The organism is Pseudomonas sp. MLB6B, assembly GCF_054508135.1.
The window spans coordinates 840,870-858,039 of the sequence record NZ_CP199313.1; the positions used below are offsets into that span (position 1 = coordinate 840,870).

11 protein-coding genes are annotated in these 17,170 nt (G+C 60.4%); 1 reads left to right on the plus strand and 10 read right to left on the minus strand.

Annotation, left to right across the window (positions count from 1 at the left end; genetic code table 11):
• Positions 1–199: 199 nt before the first annotated feature.
• From ACSMEV_RS03640 to ACSMEV_RS03685, 10 genes are all read right to left on the minus strand, one after another.
• Positions 200–625, minus strand: coding sequence for a polymorphic toxin type 50 domain-containing protein (locus tag ACSMEV_RS03640; RefSeq protein WP_459207293.1), 426 nt, complete (start codon positions 623–625; stop codon positions 200–202).
• 31 nt (positions 626–656) lie between these two features.
• Positions 657–839: a helix-turn-helix domain-containing protein gene (locus ACSMEV_RS03645; protein ID WP_459208286.1), complete on the minus strand. Its 183-nt coding sequence runs from the start codon at positions 837–839 to the stop codon at positions 657–659.
• Between the two features lie 38 nt (positions 840–877).
• Positions 878–1,468, minus strand: a complete 591-nt coding sequence (locus tag ACSMEV_RS03650) for a hypothetical protein (protein WP_459207294.1) — start codon at positions 1,466–1,468, stop codon at positions 878–880.
• Positions 1,469–1,685: 217 nt separating this feature from the next.
• On the minus strand, positions 1,686–1,958 hold the full coding sequence (locus ACSMEV_RS03655) for a colicin immunity domain-containing protein (RefSeq protein ID WP_459207295.1): 273 nt from the start codon (positions 1,956–1,958) through the stop codon (positions 1,686–1,688).
• Positions 1,959–2,218: 260 nt separating this feature from the next.
• Positions 2,219–2,704, minus strand: a complete 486-nt coding sequence (locus ACSMEV_RS03660) for a hypothetical protein (RefSeq protein ID WP_459207296.1) — start codon at positions 2,702–2,704, stop codon at positions 2,219–2,221.
• A gap of 548 nt (positions 2,705–3,252) precedes the next feature.
• A complete protein-coding gene (locus ACSMEV_RS03665; protein ID WP_459207297.1) occupies positions 3,253–3,555 on the minus strand; it encodes a hypothetical protein in 303 nt (100 codons plus the stop codon).
• Between the two features lies 1 nt (position 3,556).
• The gene (locus tag ACSMEV_RS03670; RefSeq protein WP_459207298.1) at positions 3,557–12,790 is read right to left on the minus strand and encodes a hemagglutinin repeat-containing protein; all 9,234 of its coding nucleotides are present in this window, start codon (positions 12,788–12,790) and stop codon (positions 3,557–3,559) included.
• Positions 12,791–12,828: 38 nt separating this feature from the next.
• Entirely contained in the window at positions 12,829–14,532 is a 1,704-nt protein-coding gene (locus tag ACSMEV_RS03675; RefSeq protein ID WP_459207299.1) for a ShlB/FhaC/HecB family hemolysin secretion/activation protein, read from the minus strand.
• A gap of 220 nt (positions 14,533–14,752) precedes the next feature.
• Positions 14,753–15,331, minus strand: a complete 579-nt coding sequence (locus tag ACSMEV_RS03680) for a hypothetical protein (RefSeq protein ID WP_296267048.1) — start codon at positions 15,329–15,331, stop codon at positions 14,753–14,755.
• Between the two features lie 13 nt (positions 15,332–15,344).
• Entirely contained in the window at positions 15,345–15,779 is a 435-nt protein-coding gene (locus ACSMEV_RS03685; protein WP_459207300.1) for a DUF3592 domain-containing protein, read from the minus strand.
• A gap of 289 nt (positions 15,780–16,068) precedes the next feature.
• On the opposite strand from ACSMEV_RS03685, the gene zapE reads away from it, so the two are divergent.
• Entirely contained in the window at positions 16,069–17,142 is a 1,074-nt protein-coding gene (zapE, locus tag ACSMEV_RS03690) for a cell division protein ZapE (protein ID WP_459207301.1), read from the plus strand.
• Positions 17,143–17,170: the final 28 nt, after the last annotated feature.

The following is a 17,170-nucleotide window of genomic DNA, read 5'->3' on the forward strand; positions in this document are numbered from 1 at the left end:
AGCAATAACTTCAGTTTCAACGTAGGAAGCAGACTCTCTATCATCCTCACTGATTTCTCCGTCCAAATAAAATTTGATTTTTAGGGAGTTCTCAGAAATCGAAAATATAACAGCGCGTACACTTCCTGAGACTTCACCTAACAGTGCTTTTTGTATATGTAATTTAGCCTGCACGATTGCATCATCAATCAATCTGATTTCATGGCCTCGCAGTAACGATGTGTATACCGTCTTTTGAATAATGAATTATTCCATTTGTAGTTGGAGCACTTACTCCCCTTTCGTCTAAGAAGTAGCCTATAGATTCGCCAAAATTCACCCTTTCTTTAGAACCAGGCTCCCCTGCTGGAATTTTTCCCAATTGTTGGCCAGAACTAGCATGCTTAGCGAGCTGACGGGGGTCGCTTGTCAGCACGTTACGGCTCTCAGTATATGAATTATGGCCAGGAAAAGGCTTTTCTTGAGCGCTCCATTTTACTTCAGGGTTTCCAGATTTACTGGTTGACTCAGATTCCTGTGCTTTCTTAGATTTATCGACCGAAACTGACTTCTGATCATGACTTCTCTTGCCCAGCGGCACTACGCCCATCAAAACGCCGTTCAGCAGCTCTTCACCACCTATCAAGAATCTTTCGTCGTCGAATTCGCTGTCGAGCTTAGCATCGTCGATAGCTTCTTACCCAATGCATTACTGGGATGTCGGTATTCTTACGCAACTCGTAGCTGATTGTGGATACGCTGCGCCCCAACAGACCAGCAACCTCACACTGGCCAAGGACCAGGTACCTTCCGGTTTGAATGGTTATGTTCTCTTTGATACTGAACTCAATATAATTTATCGCTACGCCTTACCTGAGGTAGAGCTGTTGCACTCAGTTTAGCGGCCGCCCTCAATTCCAGAAAGCTGTATATAGAATGAGTTAGCATGAATCTCCCAAGACATCCAGCCAGGCCCAGGCGGGGCAATGAGAACACCCTCTAATAAATACTTTTTGGAAGATATGCTCTGAAAACACGGCGAAACAAGCTCTTGCATCACCTTGAGTCCTGTTGAGCTTTTCCGATCCTCTGTATATTCAACGACTGTGCTTTTTGAAAGAGAAACACCTACAAAAACAAACCAACAACCTCCAACAAATTCATGCATAGCGTATGAGCTTTCGGATTTACTTATGTATTGCACCCACTCCCCACCTGCACTACGAGCTCTCAGAAGCCCTTCGACAGGCTCCCACTCATCGTATTCAATCTGTCTTGCAGCATCGTAAATATAGTGCACAGGAAACATATCCTCAACACGAGTGCTTTCACTTTTTCCGCACCTAACAAACGAGATGCCATCAGTCTCCTTTACGAGCTTAAAATATGGTAGCGCCAAGCCCTTTTCAACAAAGATCCAGAGCGAATCTTCTAGAACAGCCCACTCTCCATAAGTGCAGTCGAACGTAACAAGCGATTCAAAATCCACAAAAACTCTCGTTTTATTTCTCCAAAATGATCGTTTTCATACTATCTAGATTTGTAATAACGCTTCCATCCTCACGAAGGAAGTGTCCCGCCTTCACTTAGTCACTTGCCCGGTATCTTGGGAAAATTTAACAATTTTCGGAAAATTTTGGAACATATTCTGTGCATTCATGACATTTATCAGTAGTCATAGTGATTCCGAATTTCCGTTTCACATACTAACCAACGAATAATTTCTCTACTAATTTTGCAACCTCAGACTTAAGCATCTCATCGTCAAATCCATATTCTTCCCTTGCATCACTCGGCTCGTACATATCCGCAGCACAAAAAATACTAGATAAGCATTCGTTTAACGAATGTTCATCAAGCTGAAGGAGGTTGCTATCTCGCTCAATTTTCCAAAGCTCAATATACGCTTCAGAAAAACTTTTGGCCGACAGCTTCCCAACGACAAACGATTTTGCAAACTCCAGCATAGTACGACTCATCGCAGAACTCCATTTTAATAAAATTATCAAACCACTGAGCTCCCGGTGAGAGTTTAAACCCTGTCACAAAATTTCCTGACGTATAGAGCACAACAGCGTTATTGGTCTTAAAATCTGTAGAGCAGCATGACTTCGGCTTTACTGATTTTTCTATTACATACTCATTAAATAGTATAAAAAATTATTTGCAAACCTACTCTTTCACGCGCAGGGCTTTCTGACAATCACAAATCATAAAGTGAAGAATTAAGGGGCATATATCAAATTTGCCAAAAAGTCAAGCACACGCCGTACTCGTCTAAAATATCAATACCAATTTCAAACTCAAATTCTATGCTTTGGAATTTTTCTGACAGTGCTATTTTCCAATATTTTGCAATCTGAGCAGCAAAAACGAGACAAAGCTTAAGCTCCTCATTTGAAACTTCTACAGCACTAATGGGTTGAATCGGAGATTCTTCCCATTTGGAAAAGAACTGACTGATTGCAAAAACATTTCTATAGCGCTCAATGTCTTTTCTTTTGGTACTCCTCTCCAGCTCACCTTCATCTGTAAGGCTCAGTCCTATTAATGGACGATCATTTGGATTGAATTTATTTGCATCAGGAGTCCAGAAAATGTGTCCCTCCTGCTCCAGGAAATCTGGAGATAGGATACTTATTACACCTAGACACTGCTCTAATGTTACAAAGTTTCCCACATAAGAAAAGTATTCTTCGCAACCTTTTCCTGAAATAAATTTCACTAAATTATTCTTTGAGACAACCCCTTCAAAAGTCCTCATAAATCCAACCCTAAGTTTTTAAGCAGTTCTTTGGGAACAATACCTTCAAATACCTTTGTACCATTACCCTTCTTAGGGAATGATTTTCCATCAGGCGACTCGTTCCATTCTATTAATTTTACGCGAGACTTCGAAACATAATAAAGAGCCCGCCCATCAGGGCCGTATACGACGACATGGCCATTTCCAAGATCAGCATAAGAGTTTGGTTTTTGCCCATCAAGAGGATACTTAACTGCGCCTCGTGCCCTTGTGGTAGAAACTTCAATCTTATTTAGCCCTGAGTAGACTTCAGATAAATGGTAATTCCGGACGTGTCAGTAATGAAACGCGATTCGTTTGGATTGCTGGGTAATGCTTGACCGTCTTTTCCGGATATGGTCGTGTTCTAAACCGCCTTTAACAACTTTCGATAGCTTCTTGCGCACAGCATTAAAATCCTTGGGAATGTGGGACGATCACTAGGCTCGCCCGCGCAAAAGATCCATCGTCATTCAAGACATAGGATTTCAATATTCTCGACGTCGAAACACCCAGAAACCTTCTCCATTTATTTCTTGAGGAGCATCAGCCCGTATGCACTCACATTCAACTGACCACCAATCTTCGTAGTCAGCAATAACTTCAGTTTCAACGCAGGAAGCAGACTCTCTATCATCTTCACTGATTTCTCCGTCCAAATAAAATTTGATTTTTAAGGAGTTCTCAGAAATCGAAAATATTACAGCGCGTACACTTTCTGAGACTTCGCCCAACAGTGCTCTTTGTATACGTAATTTAGCCTGCACGACTGCATCATCAATCAATCTCATTTCATGGCCTCGCAGGAACGATGTGTATACCGTCTTTTGAATAATGAATTATTCCATTTGTAGTTGGAACATTTACTCCCCTTTCGTCTAAGAAGTAGCCTATAGATTCGCCAAAATTCACCCTTTCTTTAGAACCTGGCTCCCCTACTGGAATTTTCCCTACTTGCTGGCCAGAACCAGCTTGCTTGGCGAGCTGACGGGGGTCGCTTGTCAGGACGCTACGGCCCTCAGTATAGGAATTATGGCCAGGAAAATGCTTTTCTTGAGCGCTCCATTTTACTTCAGGGTTTCCAGACTTACTGGTTAACTCAGATTCCTGTACTTTCTTAGATTTATCGACCGAAACTGACTTTTGATCGTGACTCCTCTTGCCCAGCGGCACTACACCCATCAAAACGCCGTTCAGCAGCCCTCCACCACCTATCAAGAATCTGTCGTCGTCGAACTCGCTGTCAAGCTTAGTATCTTCGATAGCTTCTGCTAGCTTCTTACCCAAGGCATCACTGTATTCAGCAAGCTTTTCATTAATCGCTTCGCCATACTTCGTTTTTTCAGCCACTTTGAGCAGCACGTACTGCGCCATTCCTTTAGGGCCTTGAGTCATGGACACGGCCACAGTCACAGCTTCTATCTGATCCGGATGGCTATCGAGATACTCATTGATCCTTGCAATCGACCGTAAGGCATCTTGTGAGAACGTCAGGTTGCCATCAACGTCGGTAGTCCCTAACTCGAGAACACCGGAGCTGTTGAAAGTGGCATCCTGTTGTAGGACCTTTTGCAGTGACACGACTGGCTTCAGATCGATACTGTCGATGTACTCGATCTCTTTAATCACACCCTCTTGAAAGTCCTTGTTCGCCAACAACTCCATGCCCTGAGCGCTGGTTTGCCCCCCGCGAATCAGAGCATCCAAAGTCTCCTCAGCAAAATTCTCACCCATCCGAGCAACAACCTGGGCATCCATCTGACGGCCCGTACTACGCTCGATCCTGTTGATCATGCGTGCAAAGTCGCGGCCCGCCGTCTCGTAGTTCTGTTTCGCCGTTTCGTCGTATTGCGTGAGCTGCTCCACCCACCGCTTGGTCGTCACGGTCGGCGAACTTACCGCCTCTACCGAAGACTTCGTCACATACAAATCAGTCCGATGCTCATCGTCCTTCGTGACTTCATAAGCCCTACTCACATCCCGGTTTAAACCGACAGTCGAGTCCTGCCCTGCGTTATCCCCACGCACCACTACATCGCCCGCACCCACCGTACCCCGCACAATCTGCTGGCGATCCTTGTTGTAGTTCCAGCCCTCCACGCTCCAGCCGTTCTGGCCCTGATCGCCCTTGCCTACCTGACTCGGATCTTGCGTGGTGTTTTTGCCGATACCGTACGAGCCACCGACATTCAGGTAATACCCGTGCTCCTTGTCCTTACCGGCAATGTCACTGAACCCAAGCGTATCCGTATCCAGCTTCAACTTACCGGTGTCTGAGGCAATCAGCGCACCATCAAGTTGGGTGTGGTTCTGCGTACGGATATCCAGCCCATCCTGCGCCGTAATACTGGTCTGCTTTTCCACCCAGTTCTTGCTGCCGTTGGTCCGCCCGTAGCCGGCCGAACCGCTCAAGCCACTCCCTGGTCCCACTACCACCGTGGCGCTAAGGTCATATTCCTTGCCCTCAGCCTTGCCGGTATCGGGCAACGATGTGACGGTCAGATCGCGGCCAACGCGCCCGACGACCTCATTGCCGCGCAACGTAGCGCCTGCGATGTTGCTGTCCCGACCGCTGGTGAAGGCCAGTTGGTTGCCGGCATACAAATAGGCTTCCTGCTGTTGCTGACCTTCGCGCTCCAAGTTGCCTTTGCCGATGTTGACGCTGGCATAAAGACCGACGCCCTCCAAGCCCACCGCCAGCCCCACTTCACCCCCGCCACTACGACGGCTACTGGAACTGGCGCTGTCGTTCTGCGCCGCCCTGATGTTGAGGTCATTACCCGCCTGAAGATTGATATCCCGCACGGTTTGCACCTGCGTACCGATCAAGTTCAGGTCGTTGCTCGCCTTGAGGTTGGCATCGCGTCCAGCCTGCAAACTCGTGACCGTCGAGGAGCCCTGGCTTTGATCGCTATCGGCCACCCCACGACTACCGCCCACGCCCAACTTGAAGCCACCGCTGGTGCCGCCATGAATGCCGCTCCAGCTTTTCTTCTCACTGCTCTCTTCGCCATAACTGCCTTTGGCCGCATCGAGCGTGACGTCACGGCCTTGAATATTGATGTCGCGCCCCGACTGCAACTGCCCGCCGCGGATACGCACATCGTTGTTGGCAGCGATGTTCAAGTCGTTGCCGGCATCCAGCGTCGAGCCGCGATTGCTCGTTTGCGACACGACTTGGCGACTGCTCTCTTTGCTGTTGCCGAACTTCGCATCGGCCGTAGGCCCGCTCAGGAACTGCGAAATGCTGTCCACGGCCCGCAACGTGCTCGAGGCCTTGCTGGTAGCGTCCTCGCCTTTGCCGGCACCGCTGACGGCATCTTTGGTGCTACCGAAGTTATGGTTGATGGTCGCCGTCAGGCCGTTGCGCGAGCGCTCGCGTTCCCGCTCGGTCACCTGCGATTCGCTGGCGGCGTCGACATTGACGTCGCGACCGGCGGCCAGGTTGATGTCATTGAAGGCTTGCAGGTCCGAACCGACCTGGTTGATGTCGCGCTTGGCGCCCACGTCCAGATCGCCACCGGCACTGATCTGGCTGGCGGCACTGGTCTCCTGGCTCAGACGGTCCTTGGCTTTGTTGCGCTCGGAGCCGGCGAACAGGGACACGCCGTTGTCGTCCGAGGAAATGCCGATACCGGACTGCTTCTTGCTCTTCCAATCCTGGCTGGAGTGGGTGTTCTGCGCCGCCAGCACGTTGACGTCGCGTCCGGCTTGCAGGCCGACGTCCCCCGCCGCATCCACGCGGCTGCCGACCACGTTGATGTCCCGCTCGCTGCGCAGGTAGGCATCGCGCATGGCCGTGATCTGGCTGCCCACGGCCGTGCGGCCCTGCGCTTCGTTGCCCGCTTCCTTGGCCGAGGAGAACGACAGGAAGCCACCGGACAGGGAGAGGCCGGTTTTCTTCTTGTATTGCTCTTGATGGCTGGAGGCTTCGTTGTTGGCCGACAGCAGGTTGATGTCACCGTTTTTGTCGACCAAGCCCGCTCTGATATCTGCGTCGTTCTCGGCATCGAGGTTACTGGCCCGCAGGTTCACATCGCGACCCGACGCAATCACCGCATCATTGCCGGCAGTCAGTTCGCTGCCGACCTGATCGACGTTACGCGTCATCTGGCTCTTGCCGCTCTTCGACAGGCCGAAGGCACCGGATTTGGTGGTCTTGCTGTAGGTGCCGTGCTGCTCGACGCCAGAATTGACCGAGACGTCGTTTGTGGCGCCCAGGATCAGGTCATTGCCCGCCGACAGCTGGCTGCCGACGATGTTGACGTCGCGACCGCCGTTGATGCCGACACTGCCATCAGCGGCCTTGCGGGTGTTGATGGTCAGGTCCTGGCCAGCCTCGATCACCGAGGCGACGTTGGTGGAATCGTAGGTTTCCTCCTGATGCTTTTTCTTGCGGCCAAACGAGCCACTGCTCTTCTTGAACGAGTAGTAGGCGTTTTCATCCTGGGCCGAGGCGATGTTCACATCTTGCCCGGCGTCGAGCGCCAGGTTCTGCCCGGCGTTGGCGCGACTGGCGACAACGTTGATGTCGCGGGCGGCGTCGGTGTTCAAATCACTGCCGGCGCTGACGTTGGAGGACAGCTGCTTGGCCTGCGTGGTGACGACGTAGCGGTGACCACCCTCGAAGGACTCGTGCTTTTGCGTGTTGTCGGTTTTTGCCAGCAGGCTTACATCGTTACCCGCCTGCAACGCCACATCCCGCCCAGCCTGCAACGTCCCATAGTTGGTCACATCCCGACCCGCCGACACCGCCAGATCCTGCCGAGCACTCACCCCGCTCCCAGCATCCGTCACCGTGCGGTACCCCGCCCCATCGCGCACCTGAATCGCCGTGCGCTCGTTGGTGACGTCGCCGCGCACCGCCGCCAGGCTCACGTTCTCCCCGCGAATCTGCCCCGCCATGGCGTTACGGATGCTGTCCTGCGCGATCAGTTGCAGGTTGTTGCCCGCCTCCACCAGGCCACCCTGGTAAATGCTGCCGCCACTGCTCACGCTCAGGTCGCGGCTGGCGCGCAGGGTGCCGACGTTCACCAGATCCCCGCCGCTGATCAGGTTCAGGTCGCGGCCCTGAATCAGGCTGCTGCCGCGCACGTTGCGGGCGTCCACCTGGGCCAGGTACAGGGTCGGTACCAGCACGGTCTGGCCGTCGACGACGCGGTTTTCCATCCACACGATGTCGTGGGTCAGCGCGCCGACCTGCGCGCCGGTCAGGGCCACGCCCAGGCTCAGGTTGAGGGCGTCCTTGCTGGCCAGGGCGTTGTCCATCAGGTAGCGGTACTGGTCGTAGTCGCTGACCAGGCCGTCGGCGAGGAAGCGCTGGCCGGTCTGGGCCAGCACGGCGTCGCGGATCAGGCGTTGTTCGTAGAGGCCGTCGCCCAGGCGCCGCCAGTTGGCGTCGGGGCCGATGTCCAGGCGATCGAGCAGGTAGTCGGAGCCGAGGAAGCGCGACAGGTCGGTGAAGTTGGGGTTGGTTTCGATCAGGTAGTGGCCGTTCGGGTCGGGGTTGCGCACGAACAGGCCGTAGTCGCCCTGGGGCAACTGGAAAGTGGGGCCGGCGGTGGGGTCGACCGCTGCGAACGGAATGCCGCTGTAGTCCACCGGGACGATGGTGGTCTGGCCGTTGGCGTCGGTGACGCGCTGCACGCTGGGCAGTGCGCCCACGGTGGTGGCGCTGGCGTCGACGGCCTGTTTGTTGAGGGTGATGTCGATGCCGCCGACCGGCACGCCGGTCTGGTCATCGCCCAGCTTGCCGGTGAGGATTTCCAGGGCGTTGTGCTCGCTCACCGAGCCGTTCTGCACGCTGCGGGCGACGTTCAGGTTGACCGTGCCGCCGGCTTGCAGGGTGGCGGCGTAGAGCGGTTTGGAGCTGTCGCTCCAGGTGGTGACGTTGCTTTCTTCGCTGAAGCGCGCATCGGCTGAACGGGCCTTGAGCAGCTCGAAGCGTGCCAGGTCGAAGTTGCCGGCGGCCACGGCGGCGTTGAAGGCCGGGACGTCGATGTATTCCATCTGATCCCAGTAACCGGTATCGATGCGCCCGGGCGTGCCGATGACGATCTTCTGCTGGCCGGTGCGCTCGGTAGCGCCGAGGTTGAGCAGGTCGTTGGCGGTGATGCTCAGGTTGCCGTTGGCCGCCAGCAGGCTGTAGCGGTTCTGCACGTCGCTGGCTTGGATGGTCAGGTCTTTGCCGGCCACCAGGCGCGCGCCGGGGCTGTCCTGGATGGCGCGCTCCAGCAGGGTTTGTTCGATGGTGATGGTGCCGCGCTTGAACGAGTCGTGGCCGCCGCAGTGCTGGCCGCACACCCAGCTCAGGCTGCCGCTGACGATCGACGCGCCCAGCTCGAAGCTGGCCTTGGCGTTTTCCACGCTGGCGGCATTCAAGGTGATGGCGCCTTCGCTTTCGACGGTGCCGGACAGGTTGCTGAAGCGCTGCGCGGCGCTGCCGTCGCGGTTGGCGACGCTCAGGTCGCCACGGCTGTACACGTCGCCATAGAGGTTGCTGAACACCTGGGTGCGCAGCGCCATGGCGCCGCCGCTGAACAGCAGGGTGTCGGGGTCGTTGCTGATGCGCTCGGCGTTGAGCGTGACCGCGCCCTGGGCGCCGAGGGTGCCGCGGTTGAGGATCTGCGCGGCGTCGATGGCCAGGGCCTGGCGGGCGGTGAGGTAGCCGAGGTTGTCGAGGTTGCCGGTCAGGTTCAGACGGGCGTCGGTGCCGGCGCCAATGCGGCCGCCGCTCTGCGTGACGTTGCCGGCGTTGATGGCCACCAGGCCCTGGGCCGACAGGCGCCCGCGGTTGTTCAGGTCGCCGTTGAGGTTGAGGGTCAGGTCGCCGTCGCTGAGCAGCTCGCCGCCGTTGTCGAGGCTGGCGAGGTTCAAGGTCAGGCCGCTGGCGCTGGCCAGGCGGTCGCCGGCTTGCAGGGCCAGCGCGTCGCTGGTGTAGGTCAGGGCGCGGTTGAGCTGCACGCTGCCCAGGCCGTCGACCTGGCCGAACTGCCAGTCGCCGGCGCCCAGGGCCGTGATGCTTCCGCCGGCGCCGCTGACACGGTCGAAGGCCAGGCTCAGCAGGCCGTCGCCTGCGTGTTCGATGCGCCCGCCGCGGTTGTCCAGCAGGGCGGCCTTGAGGCTGAAATCGGTGTTGCCGGCGGCGATGCGGCCGTTCTGGTTGAGCAGGCTGCCGGTCAGTTCCAGGCGGCTGAGGTCGCTTGCCGCGGCCCGGGCCGTGGCCAGGCCTACAGGGGAATTGCCCAAGGCGCTGAGTTGGCCGTCGCGGTTGTCCAGCGTCGCGGCGCTGAGCGTGAAGCGATCGTTGGCTTCGATCAGGCCGCCACGGTTGTCCACTTGGTCGGCATCGAGGTCGAGGGTCTCGCCGCTGATCTGCCCGCCTTGGGTGTTGCCCAGGGTGGTGCCGGTCGAGCGCAGCGCGGTCTTGGCGAACAGGGTGCCGCCGGCGTTGTCGAGGGTGTCGACGTTCAGGGTCAGGCCACCGCTCAGGCTGGCGATGGAGCCGGCCTTGCCGTTCTGGCTGCCGTTGTCCAGGCGCCTGGCCGTGATGTCGACGCTGTCGCCCTGGACGATGCCGCCCAGGTTGCTCAGCGCCGCCTGGCCCAGTTGCAGGGCGGTGGTGCCGGCGGTGGCGAGCACGATGCCGGCGTCGTTGTTCAGGGCGCCGCCCGTGTAGCGCAGGCCGTCGCTGCCGGCGACCAACTGGCCGCCTTGGGCGTTGTTCAGGGTATTGGCGCGCAGGTCCAATCGCTGGCCGCGCAGGCTGCCGCCACGGTTATCCACAGCCGCGGTGCCGTCCAGCGTCACGTTGTGCTGGCCGGCGTCGACGATGCCGGTGAGGTTGCTCAGCACATCGCTGACGCGCAGCTGCACGTCGCCGCCGTCGCTGACCAACGCGCCCTTGCCGTCGTTGTACAGACGCTGAGTGTCGAGGCTCAGGCTGCGGCCGATCACCGTGCCGCCGCTGTTGTCCAGCCAGGCGCCGCGCAGCAGCAGATTGGCGTCGCTCTGCACCCGACCGCCGTCGTTGAGCAGTTGGGCCCGGGTAGCGCTGCGGGCGAAGTCCAGGGTCAGGCCCTGGGTGCCAGCGGCCAGCAGGCCCTGGTCGCGGTTGTCCAGGCGTGCGGCGGTGATGGCGAGCTGTTCGCCGACGATCTGGCCCTGGCGGTTGTCGAGTTGGGCGGCGTCGAGGTCCAGGCGCTCGCCGATGATCTTGCCCTGGCGGTTGTCGATGTCGGCCTTGGGCGCGGTCACGCGGATGGCGGTGCCGAGCAGGCTGCCGTTGCGGTTGTCGAGGCCGGTGGTGGCGAGGTCGAGGTTGCCGGTGACGGCCAGCAGGCGCCCGCCCTGGTTGTCGATCTGGCCTGTGGACAAGTCGAGGTGCTGCTGGGCCTGCACCGTGCCGTCGCGGTTGTCCAGGCGCGTGCGTGCGGCGATCTGCGCGTCGCCACCGCTGGCCGAGAGCAGGCCGGCGCGGTTGTCGAGGGTGTCGCTGCTCACGCTCAGGGCGTTGGCGTCGATCTGCCCGGCGGCGTTGTCGAGGGTGGCGGCGTTGAGGGTCAGCTTGCCGTTGACGACCTGCAGCAGGCCTTCGCGGTTGTCCAGCCGCGCCAGGTCGAGAGTGACGTCCTGGCCGTTGCCGAACAGCAGCACCCCGCCCAGGTTGACGATGGCGGGCGCCGCCACGAACAGCGCCTGCTCGCCGACCACGCGGGCGGCCTTGCCCTGGTTGTTCAGGGTGGCGCTGGTCAGTTGCGTGCGCTGGGCCTGGAGGACGCCGCGGTTGTCGATGCGCTGGCTGGCCTCGACGGTCAGGTTGCGGCTGGCTTGCAGGGTGCCGGTGTTGTCGAGCGAGGCGGTGCGTACGGTGACGTCGCCGATGGCGTTGCGGCTGTTGTCGTTTTCGATGCCAGCCGCGACGGTGCCGGGGTTGCTGAGCGCACCGGCGTCGATCTCGACCCGCTCGCGGGCCGCCAGGCTCTGGCGGTTCACCAGCTCGCCGGGGGTGCGCACGTTGACGCTGTTGGCGTAGGCCTTGCCGGTCATCTCGACGCTGGGGGCGGTGACGTTCAACGCGCCCTTGGCCGACGCCTGGGCCATGTTCAATTGGCCGTTGGCGTCGATCTGGATATCGCCGGCGCTGGCGGCCAGGTTGCCGGCGGTCTTCACGCCCACGCCCTGCTCAGTGCCCACCAGCTTGATGGTGTCGGCGTACATGCCGCCAAGCGCGGAGGAATCGATGGCCAATTGCGGTTTGTCGGCCGGGTCGCCCTGGCGCGGGGTGGTGGCCAGGGTGTCGGCGTCGACGTCGTTGGCGCCGGCGACCACGTTGAGGCGCTTGGCGTAGAGGTCGGCGTTGAGCTTGGCCGAGCGGGTGATCAGGTCGAACTGGTCGATGTTGCTGGCGTCCAGGCCCTGCCCTTCGATGCTGATGCTGCCGCCGTCTACCGCGAAGTGGTCGAGCTTGCCGGTCGCGTCCAGCACGGGCTTGCCGGTGCTGAGGGTGACCCGCGGCGTGTTGATGAAGCCACACCCGTTGCACGTCACGCCATGGGGGTTGGCGACGATGACCCGCGCCGCCTGCCCGGCCACTTCGGTGTAGCCCTTGAGCTGGGTGGCGTTGGCGCCGTTGACTTCGTTGAGGATGGTGCTCGCCGCACGCCCGCCCAACTGCTGGTTGCCGAGGATGTTGCCGCCCAGTTGCGTGCCCTGGATGGCTTGGGTCGAGTTGTTGAGGATCAGCCCTTGGCTGTCGACGTTGTAGCGCTGGTACTGGTTGTGCGACAGGCCCGCGGCGTTGGGCGCGGCGATGTTGATCACCGGCACGCCGTTGCCGGCCTGGCCGACGCTGGTGTTGGTGGTGCCGCTCACGGCGATGCCGTCGGCCATCGCCCAGATCGGCTGCCAGAACATGACGTTGGCCAGCAGCACGGCCAGCAGGCGCTTGGGCAACCCAAGGAAGTTCGGCCGGTCGGCGAGTGCGGCGGTGGGTTGGGCAGCCAGGGTCAAGTGGCGAACGTCCATGTGGGCAACCTCGAAGCTACGTCGTCGACGAGCGAAAATTAAAGATAGAAATCCATGCGGAAGTAGATCGGTGCTTCGCGGTCGAGCACGTCCGGGCGTTCCAAGGAGTGGGCGAAGGTGACCGAGGCGGCGACATGCTCGCCGCGGGCGAACAGCTCCAGCGAGTTACTGCTCAGGCGGCCGTGCTCTTCGCCGTTGTAGCGGTCGTTGCGGATCACACCCTGGTCGTAGCCCAGGGCCACACCGTATTCGCCGAGCACCGGGCGCAGCGCGTCGACGGTCACCGGGCGGGTCCAGCGCAGTTCGTTGCGCCAGTAGCCGCCGCTGTCGCCGGTCAGGAACTGGTCCTTGTAGCCGCGTACCGACGACGACCCGCCCAGGCTCAGGCGCTGCGGGCTGAACAGCGCGTCTTCGCTGCGCTGGCCGGTGGCCAGGCTGGTGAAGGCCAGGCGCTCGCCCCACAGCTCGAACGGCTGCAGGTAGCTGAGGGTGCCGGTGTACTTGCGGTAGCGCGCGTCGGCTTCGCCCGGGCCCGGATCGTGGCTGCCCTGGGCGTCGAACAGGCCGATGCCCTGCTGCATGCCCAGGTCGAGGTTGACGAAGGCCGAGCCGATGCGCCGGCCGTGGTTGATGCCCACCTGCGCTTCGCTGATGCGGTTGCTGCTCAGGTCCAGGCGGGTGTCGCCGAAGAAGTTGTTGGTGCGGATGTGCGCCAGGCCCAGGCTGACTGAGGTCTTGCTCAGGGTGTCGCGGTGGATCACCCGCTCGGCGCTGAACTGGTGGGTCTGGCTGTCGCCGTCCTGCTCCACTTCGCTGCCTTGCACGTCGATGCGCGAGCGGTAGTGGCTTTCGCTGTAGAAGTAGCTGAAGGTCCACCAGCCCCAGGGAATGTTGTACGCCAACAGGCCGTTGCGCGAGCTGCGCTGGTGGTCGCTGACCGCGTCGTGGCCGCCGCGCACGCTGAACTGGTCGGCCAGGCCCAGCGGGTTGTCCCAGTCCAGGCCGGCGTTCCACTGCTGCTCGCCGGTGCTGCGCAGGCCGTCGTTGTTGCGCGACAGGGTCGCACGCCAGGGCTTGTCGGCTTCGTTGCGCACCAGCACGTCGCTGCCGCCGACATTCTGCCCGGGGCTCAGCTCCATGCGCACGCGGTTGGACGGCAGACGGTTGAGCTGGTCGACCATCTGCTCGATGTCGCGCAGGTCGAGGGGCTGGCCCTCTTCGCCGGGAAAGGTCATCGCCAATTCGCGTTCGGACAGCCCGCTACCGGCGTCGCTGCGCAGCTTTTCCAGGGTGCCTTCGACCACCAGCACTTGCAGCCGACCTGTGGATAAGTCCTGCTGCGGCAGGTAGGCGCGGGTAGTGACCCAGCCTTTGTCGAGGTAGTGGTCGGTGATGGCCTTGAGCAGCCCGTTGAGCTGCGCCACGCCCAGGCATTGGCCTTGGTACGGCGCGGTCAGCGCCTGGCGCTCGCGGTCGGACAAGGCCTTGGCGCCTTGCAGTTCGATGCGTTGGATGTCGAAGCAGCGGGTGTCGGCGGGCGCTTCGGGCGCGGCGGGGGTAGCCTGTTTGCCGGGCAGGTCTTGCAGTTCCTGCAGGCGCCGGCGTTGCTCTTCGAGCAGGCGGTCCTGGCGATCGCGGATCAGATCCTGCTCGCCTGGGGTCGCGGCGTAGGCGGAGAAAGCGGCTGCTAGGCTCAGCAAGGCCACACCGGGGGCCATCCACATCCTTGTAGAAACGGGCATAGAAATTCCATTGGAAATACGGGAGATGCGCGCGGGAGGCGTCAGGATGGCAGCGGATGCCAGCGATCTGACATCATCTGTAACATTGCTGACACTGACCAATTCCGGAAGGATAAATTCCGGTGGCGCGTAAAGGAAGAATGGTGAGTCCGAGAACGCGACACGCGGTACATAGTTGGCAAGTCGGACCGACTGCATGGGCAGTCGGTCGCCGGCCCCGCTAGAACAGACCGCCCAGGGTGAGGGTGACCCCACCGCCCGCTTGCGCGCCGGCATTGATGCCTGCCGTGAGGATCACGCCCTTGGCCGAGCGCAGCAGGCGCACGGCACTGTCGTGGGGTAGCAGCAGGTTGCCGATGGGCGTGACGGTAGCGACGGTCATGGCCAGCAGCTTGGCGTCCAGCCCGAACAGCATCGCCGAGCCGCTGGCTCCGGCGAGCAGGCCCACGCCGCCTTCGAAGAACACGCAGGCACCGGTGAAGTCCTCGGGCTGCAAGCCGCGCTCGGCGACGGCATCGGCGACCAGGATCCGGCCGACGGCCGGAAAGTCTTCGGTGGCCCCTGCCCCGCCTACGCTCTTGCCGCGGATGTTCAGGTTGATCTTGCCGAAACGCGGCAGCCGCGCGCCAAGCCCGGCCCCTACGCCCACCGAGCCATAACGGAACTGGTGGTCCTTGCCTTGCGGGTCGATCACGGTCAGGGCGCCACCGGAGGCTGCGGCGAACAACACGGTCAAGCCGCCGCCGGTGGCAGTCTTGTAGCGCCAGTCGCTGACGTTGACCGGAAGTGGAATGTGCATAGGAACGTCCTTGTCAGAGCCGCGCCGAACGGCGACGGCGAATCCATGCGGCCAAGTGGTAGCCGCCCCCTGCCGTCGCGACCACGGCGAACAAGCCCACCAGCAGGCTAGCGCCCCACAGTGCACCGCGGTCTTCGATGATGGCCGTGCGGGCCGGCGCTTCGGCCTGGTAGCGCACGCTGACCGGGTCACCGACCGCATAGCCGTAGATCAGGCCGTCCTCGGGGTAGCTGAACGCTTGTCCGGTGGCGTCGGTGAAGTCGATTTGCGGGTGGCTGCCGCCAGCGTTCAGCGCGCTGACATGGCCGTCGGCGCGCAGCGCCTGGGCGAGGAACGAGGCACGCGCCTCGACCATCGAGTAGGTGACGAGCAGCAGGCACAGGCCCAAGGGCAGAAAAATCACCGCGCGCAGCAGGTCGCCGCGAGGTTGGGTCGGCGGGCTTGCCATGAAAGATTTCCTTACATCGTCCGTGAGTGGAGCGTATTGCAATGAATCGATGAGGGAAATGCAAGCGGCCAGTTGTGAGCGACTCGGCAAAAGGCTGCAATCGACCGGCGCCGACGGTGGGTGTCTGGGCTGGCGCGGCCTCGGCAAGCACGCTGTAGGGCAGCCCCCTTCCCCTGCGGCATGCGAATCGTCGTGCCTGCATCGCCCGTTCGCCTGCGCCGACGGCTATTCCTTCATCCCTCGCTTGCCTTCTAGAATGGCCACTCCTGGCCCACTAGAAAGCCTGCCAATGACCCCAACCCAACCCGGCGCCACCGTCGTCGCCGCCCTGCACGCCACGGCCCAACGACGCGGCTATACCCTCGACCCCTTCCAGTGCGCGGCCATCGAGCGTTTATGGCAGATGGCCGACGCGCTGCTCGCGCCGCGCCGTCGCAGCGCTGCACGCAGCGTCTATCTGTGGGGCCCGGTGGGCCGCGGCAAGAGCTTCGTGCTCGACGGGTTCTTCGACGCCGTCGCCTTGCCGCACAAGCGCCGTGTGCATTTCCATGCCTTCTTCCGCGAACTGCACCAGCGCCTGTTCGACCACGTCGACAGCGGCCAGGCCATGGACAGGGCGCTGGACGGCATGTTGGGCGACTGTCGGCTGCTGTGCTTCGACGAATTCCACCTGCACGACATCGGCGATGCCATGCTCATCAGCCGGCTGTTCAAGGCCATCTTCGCCCGCGGCATCGCGCTGCTGGTCACCTCCAACTACGCACCCGACCAGTTGCTGCCCAACCCCCTCTACCACGAGCGTTTCCTGCCCACCATCGAGCTGATCGAGCAGCACATGGACGTGCTCGCCATCGCCGGCGACGTGGACTACCGCGGCTTGACCGGCGCCGCACCGGACCCGTTCCACCAGGGCGCCTACCTCTGCCCCGGCAACCCAGCCCAGCGCCAGGCCTTGGACCTGCCGCCGCGCCCCGCCCGCGCCCAGGACCTCAAGGTCGGCCACCGTCTGCTGCGGGTGCTGGGCGCCGAGGGCCGGACCCTGCACGCTTCGTTCAAGCACCTCTGCGAGGGCCCGACCGCCACCATGGACTACCTGGCCTTGGTGGCCGACCACGACCGCTGGATTCTCGAAGACCTGCCGCAACTCTCCAGCGCCTCGGCGGCCGCGCAGCAGCGCTTCATCAACCTCGTCGACGTGCTGTACGACCGCCGTTGCCAGGTGTTCCTGATCGGCGCGCTGCCTTTGCACGAAGCCTTGAACAGCGCGGAGGCGGCCGACATTTCCCGCACCCGCAGCCGCCTCTCGCAGCTGCGCCAGATCACGGCGTTGGACGATGCGCCGGTGTGCGCCGATCCGGGCTGAGCCGAACCCGCTGAGTCGAACCACCGAT

Bases quoted from the DNA above. Each gene is read 5' to 3' on its own strand.
- ACSMEV_RS03665 (WP_459207297.1), bottom strand. From the start codon at position 3,555: ATGAGATTGATTGATGATGCAGTCGTGCAGGCTAAATTACGTATACAA.
- zapE (WP_459207301.1), top strand. From the start codon at position 16,069: ATGACCCCAACCCAACCCGGCGCCACCGTCGTCGCCGCCCTGCACGCC.
- ACSMEV_RS03670 (WP_459207298.1), bottom strand. From the start codon at position 12,790: ATGGACGTTCGCCACTTGACCCTGGCTGCCCAACCCACCGCCGCACTC.
- ACSMEV_RS03655 (WP_459207295.1), bottom strand. From the start codon at position 1,958: ATGAGTCGTACTATGCTGGAGTTTGCAAAATCGTTTGTCGTTGGGAAG.
- ACSMEV_RS03675 (WP_459207299.1), bottom strand. From the start codon at position 14,532: ATGCCCGTTTCTACAAGGATGTGGATGGCCCCCGGTGTGGCCTTGCTG.
- ACSMEV_RS03685 (WP_459207300.1), bottom strand. From the start codon at position 15,779: ATGGCAAGCCCGCCGACCCAACCTCGCGGCGACCTGCTGCGCGCGGTG.
- ACSMEV_RS03680 (WP_296267048.1), bottom strand. From the start codon at position 15,331: ATGCACATTCCACTTCCGGTCAACGTCAGCGACTGGCGCTACAAGACT.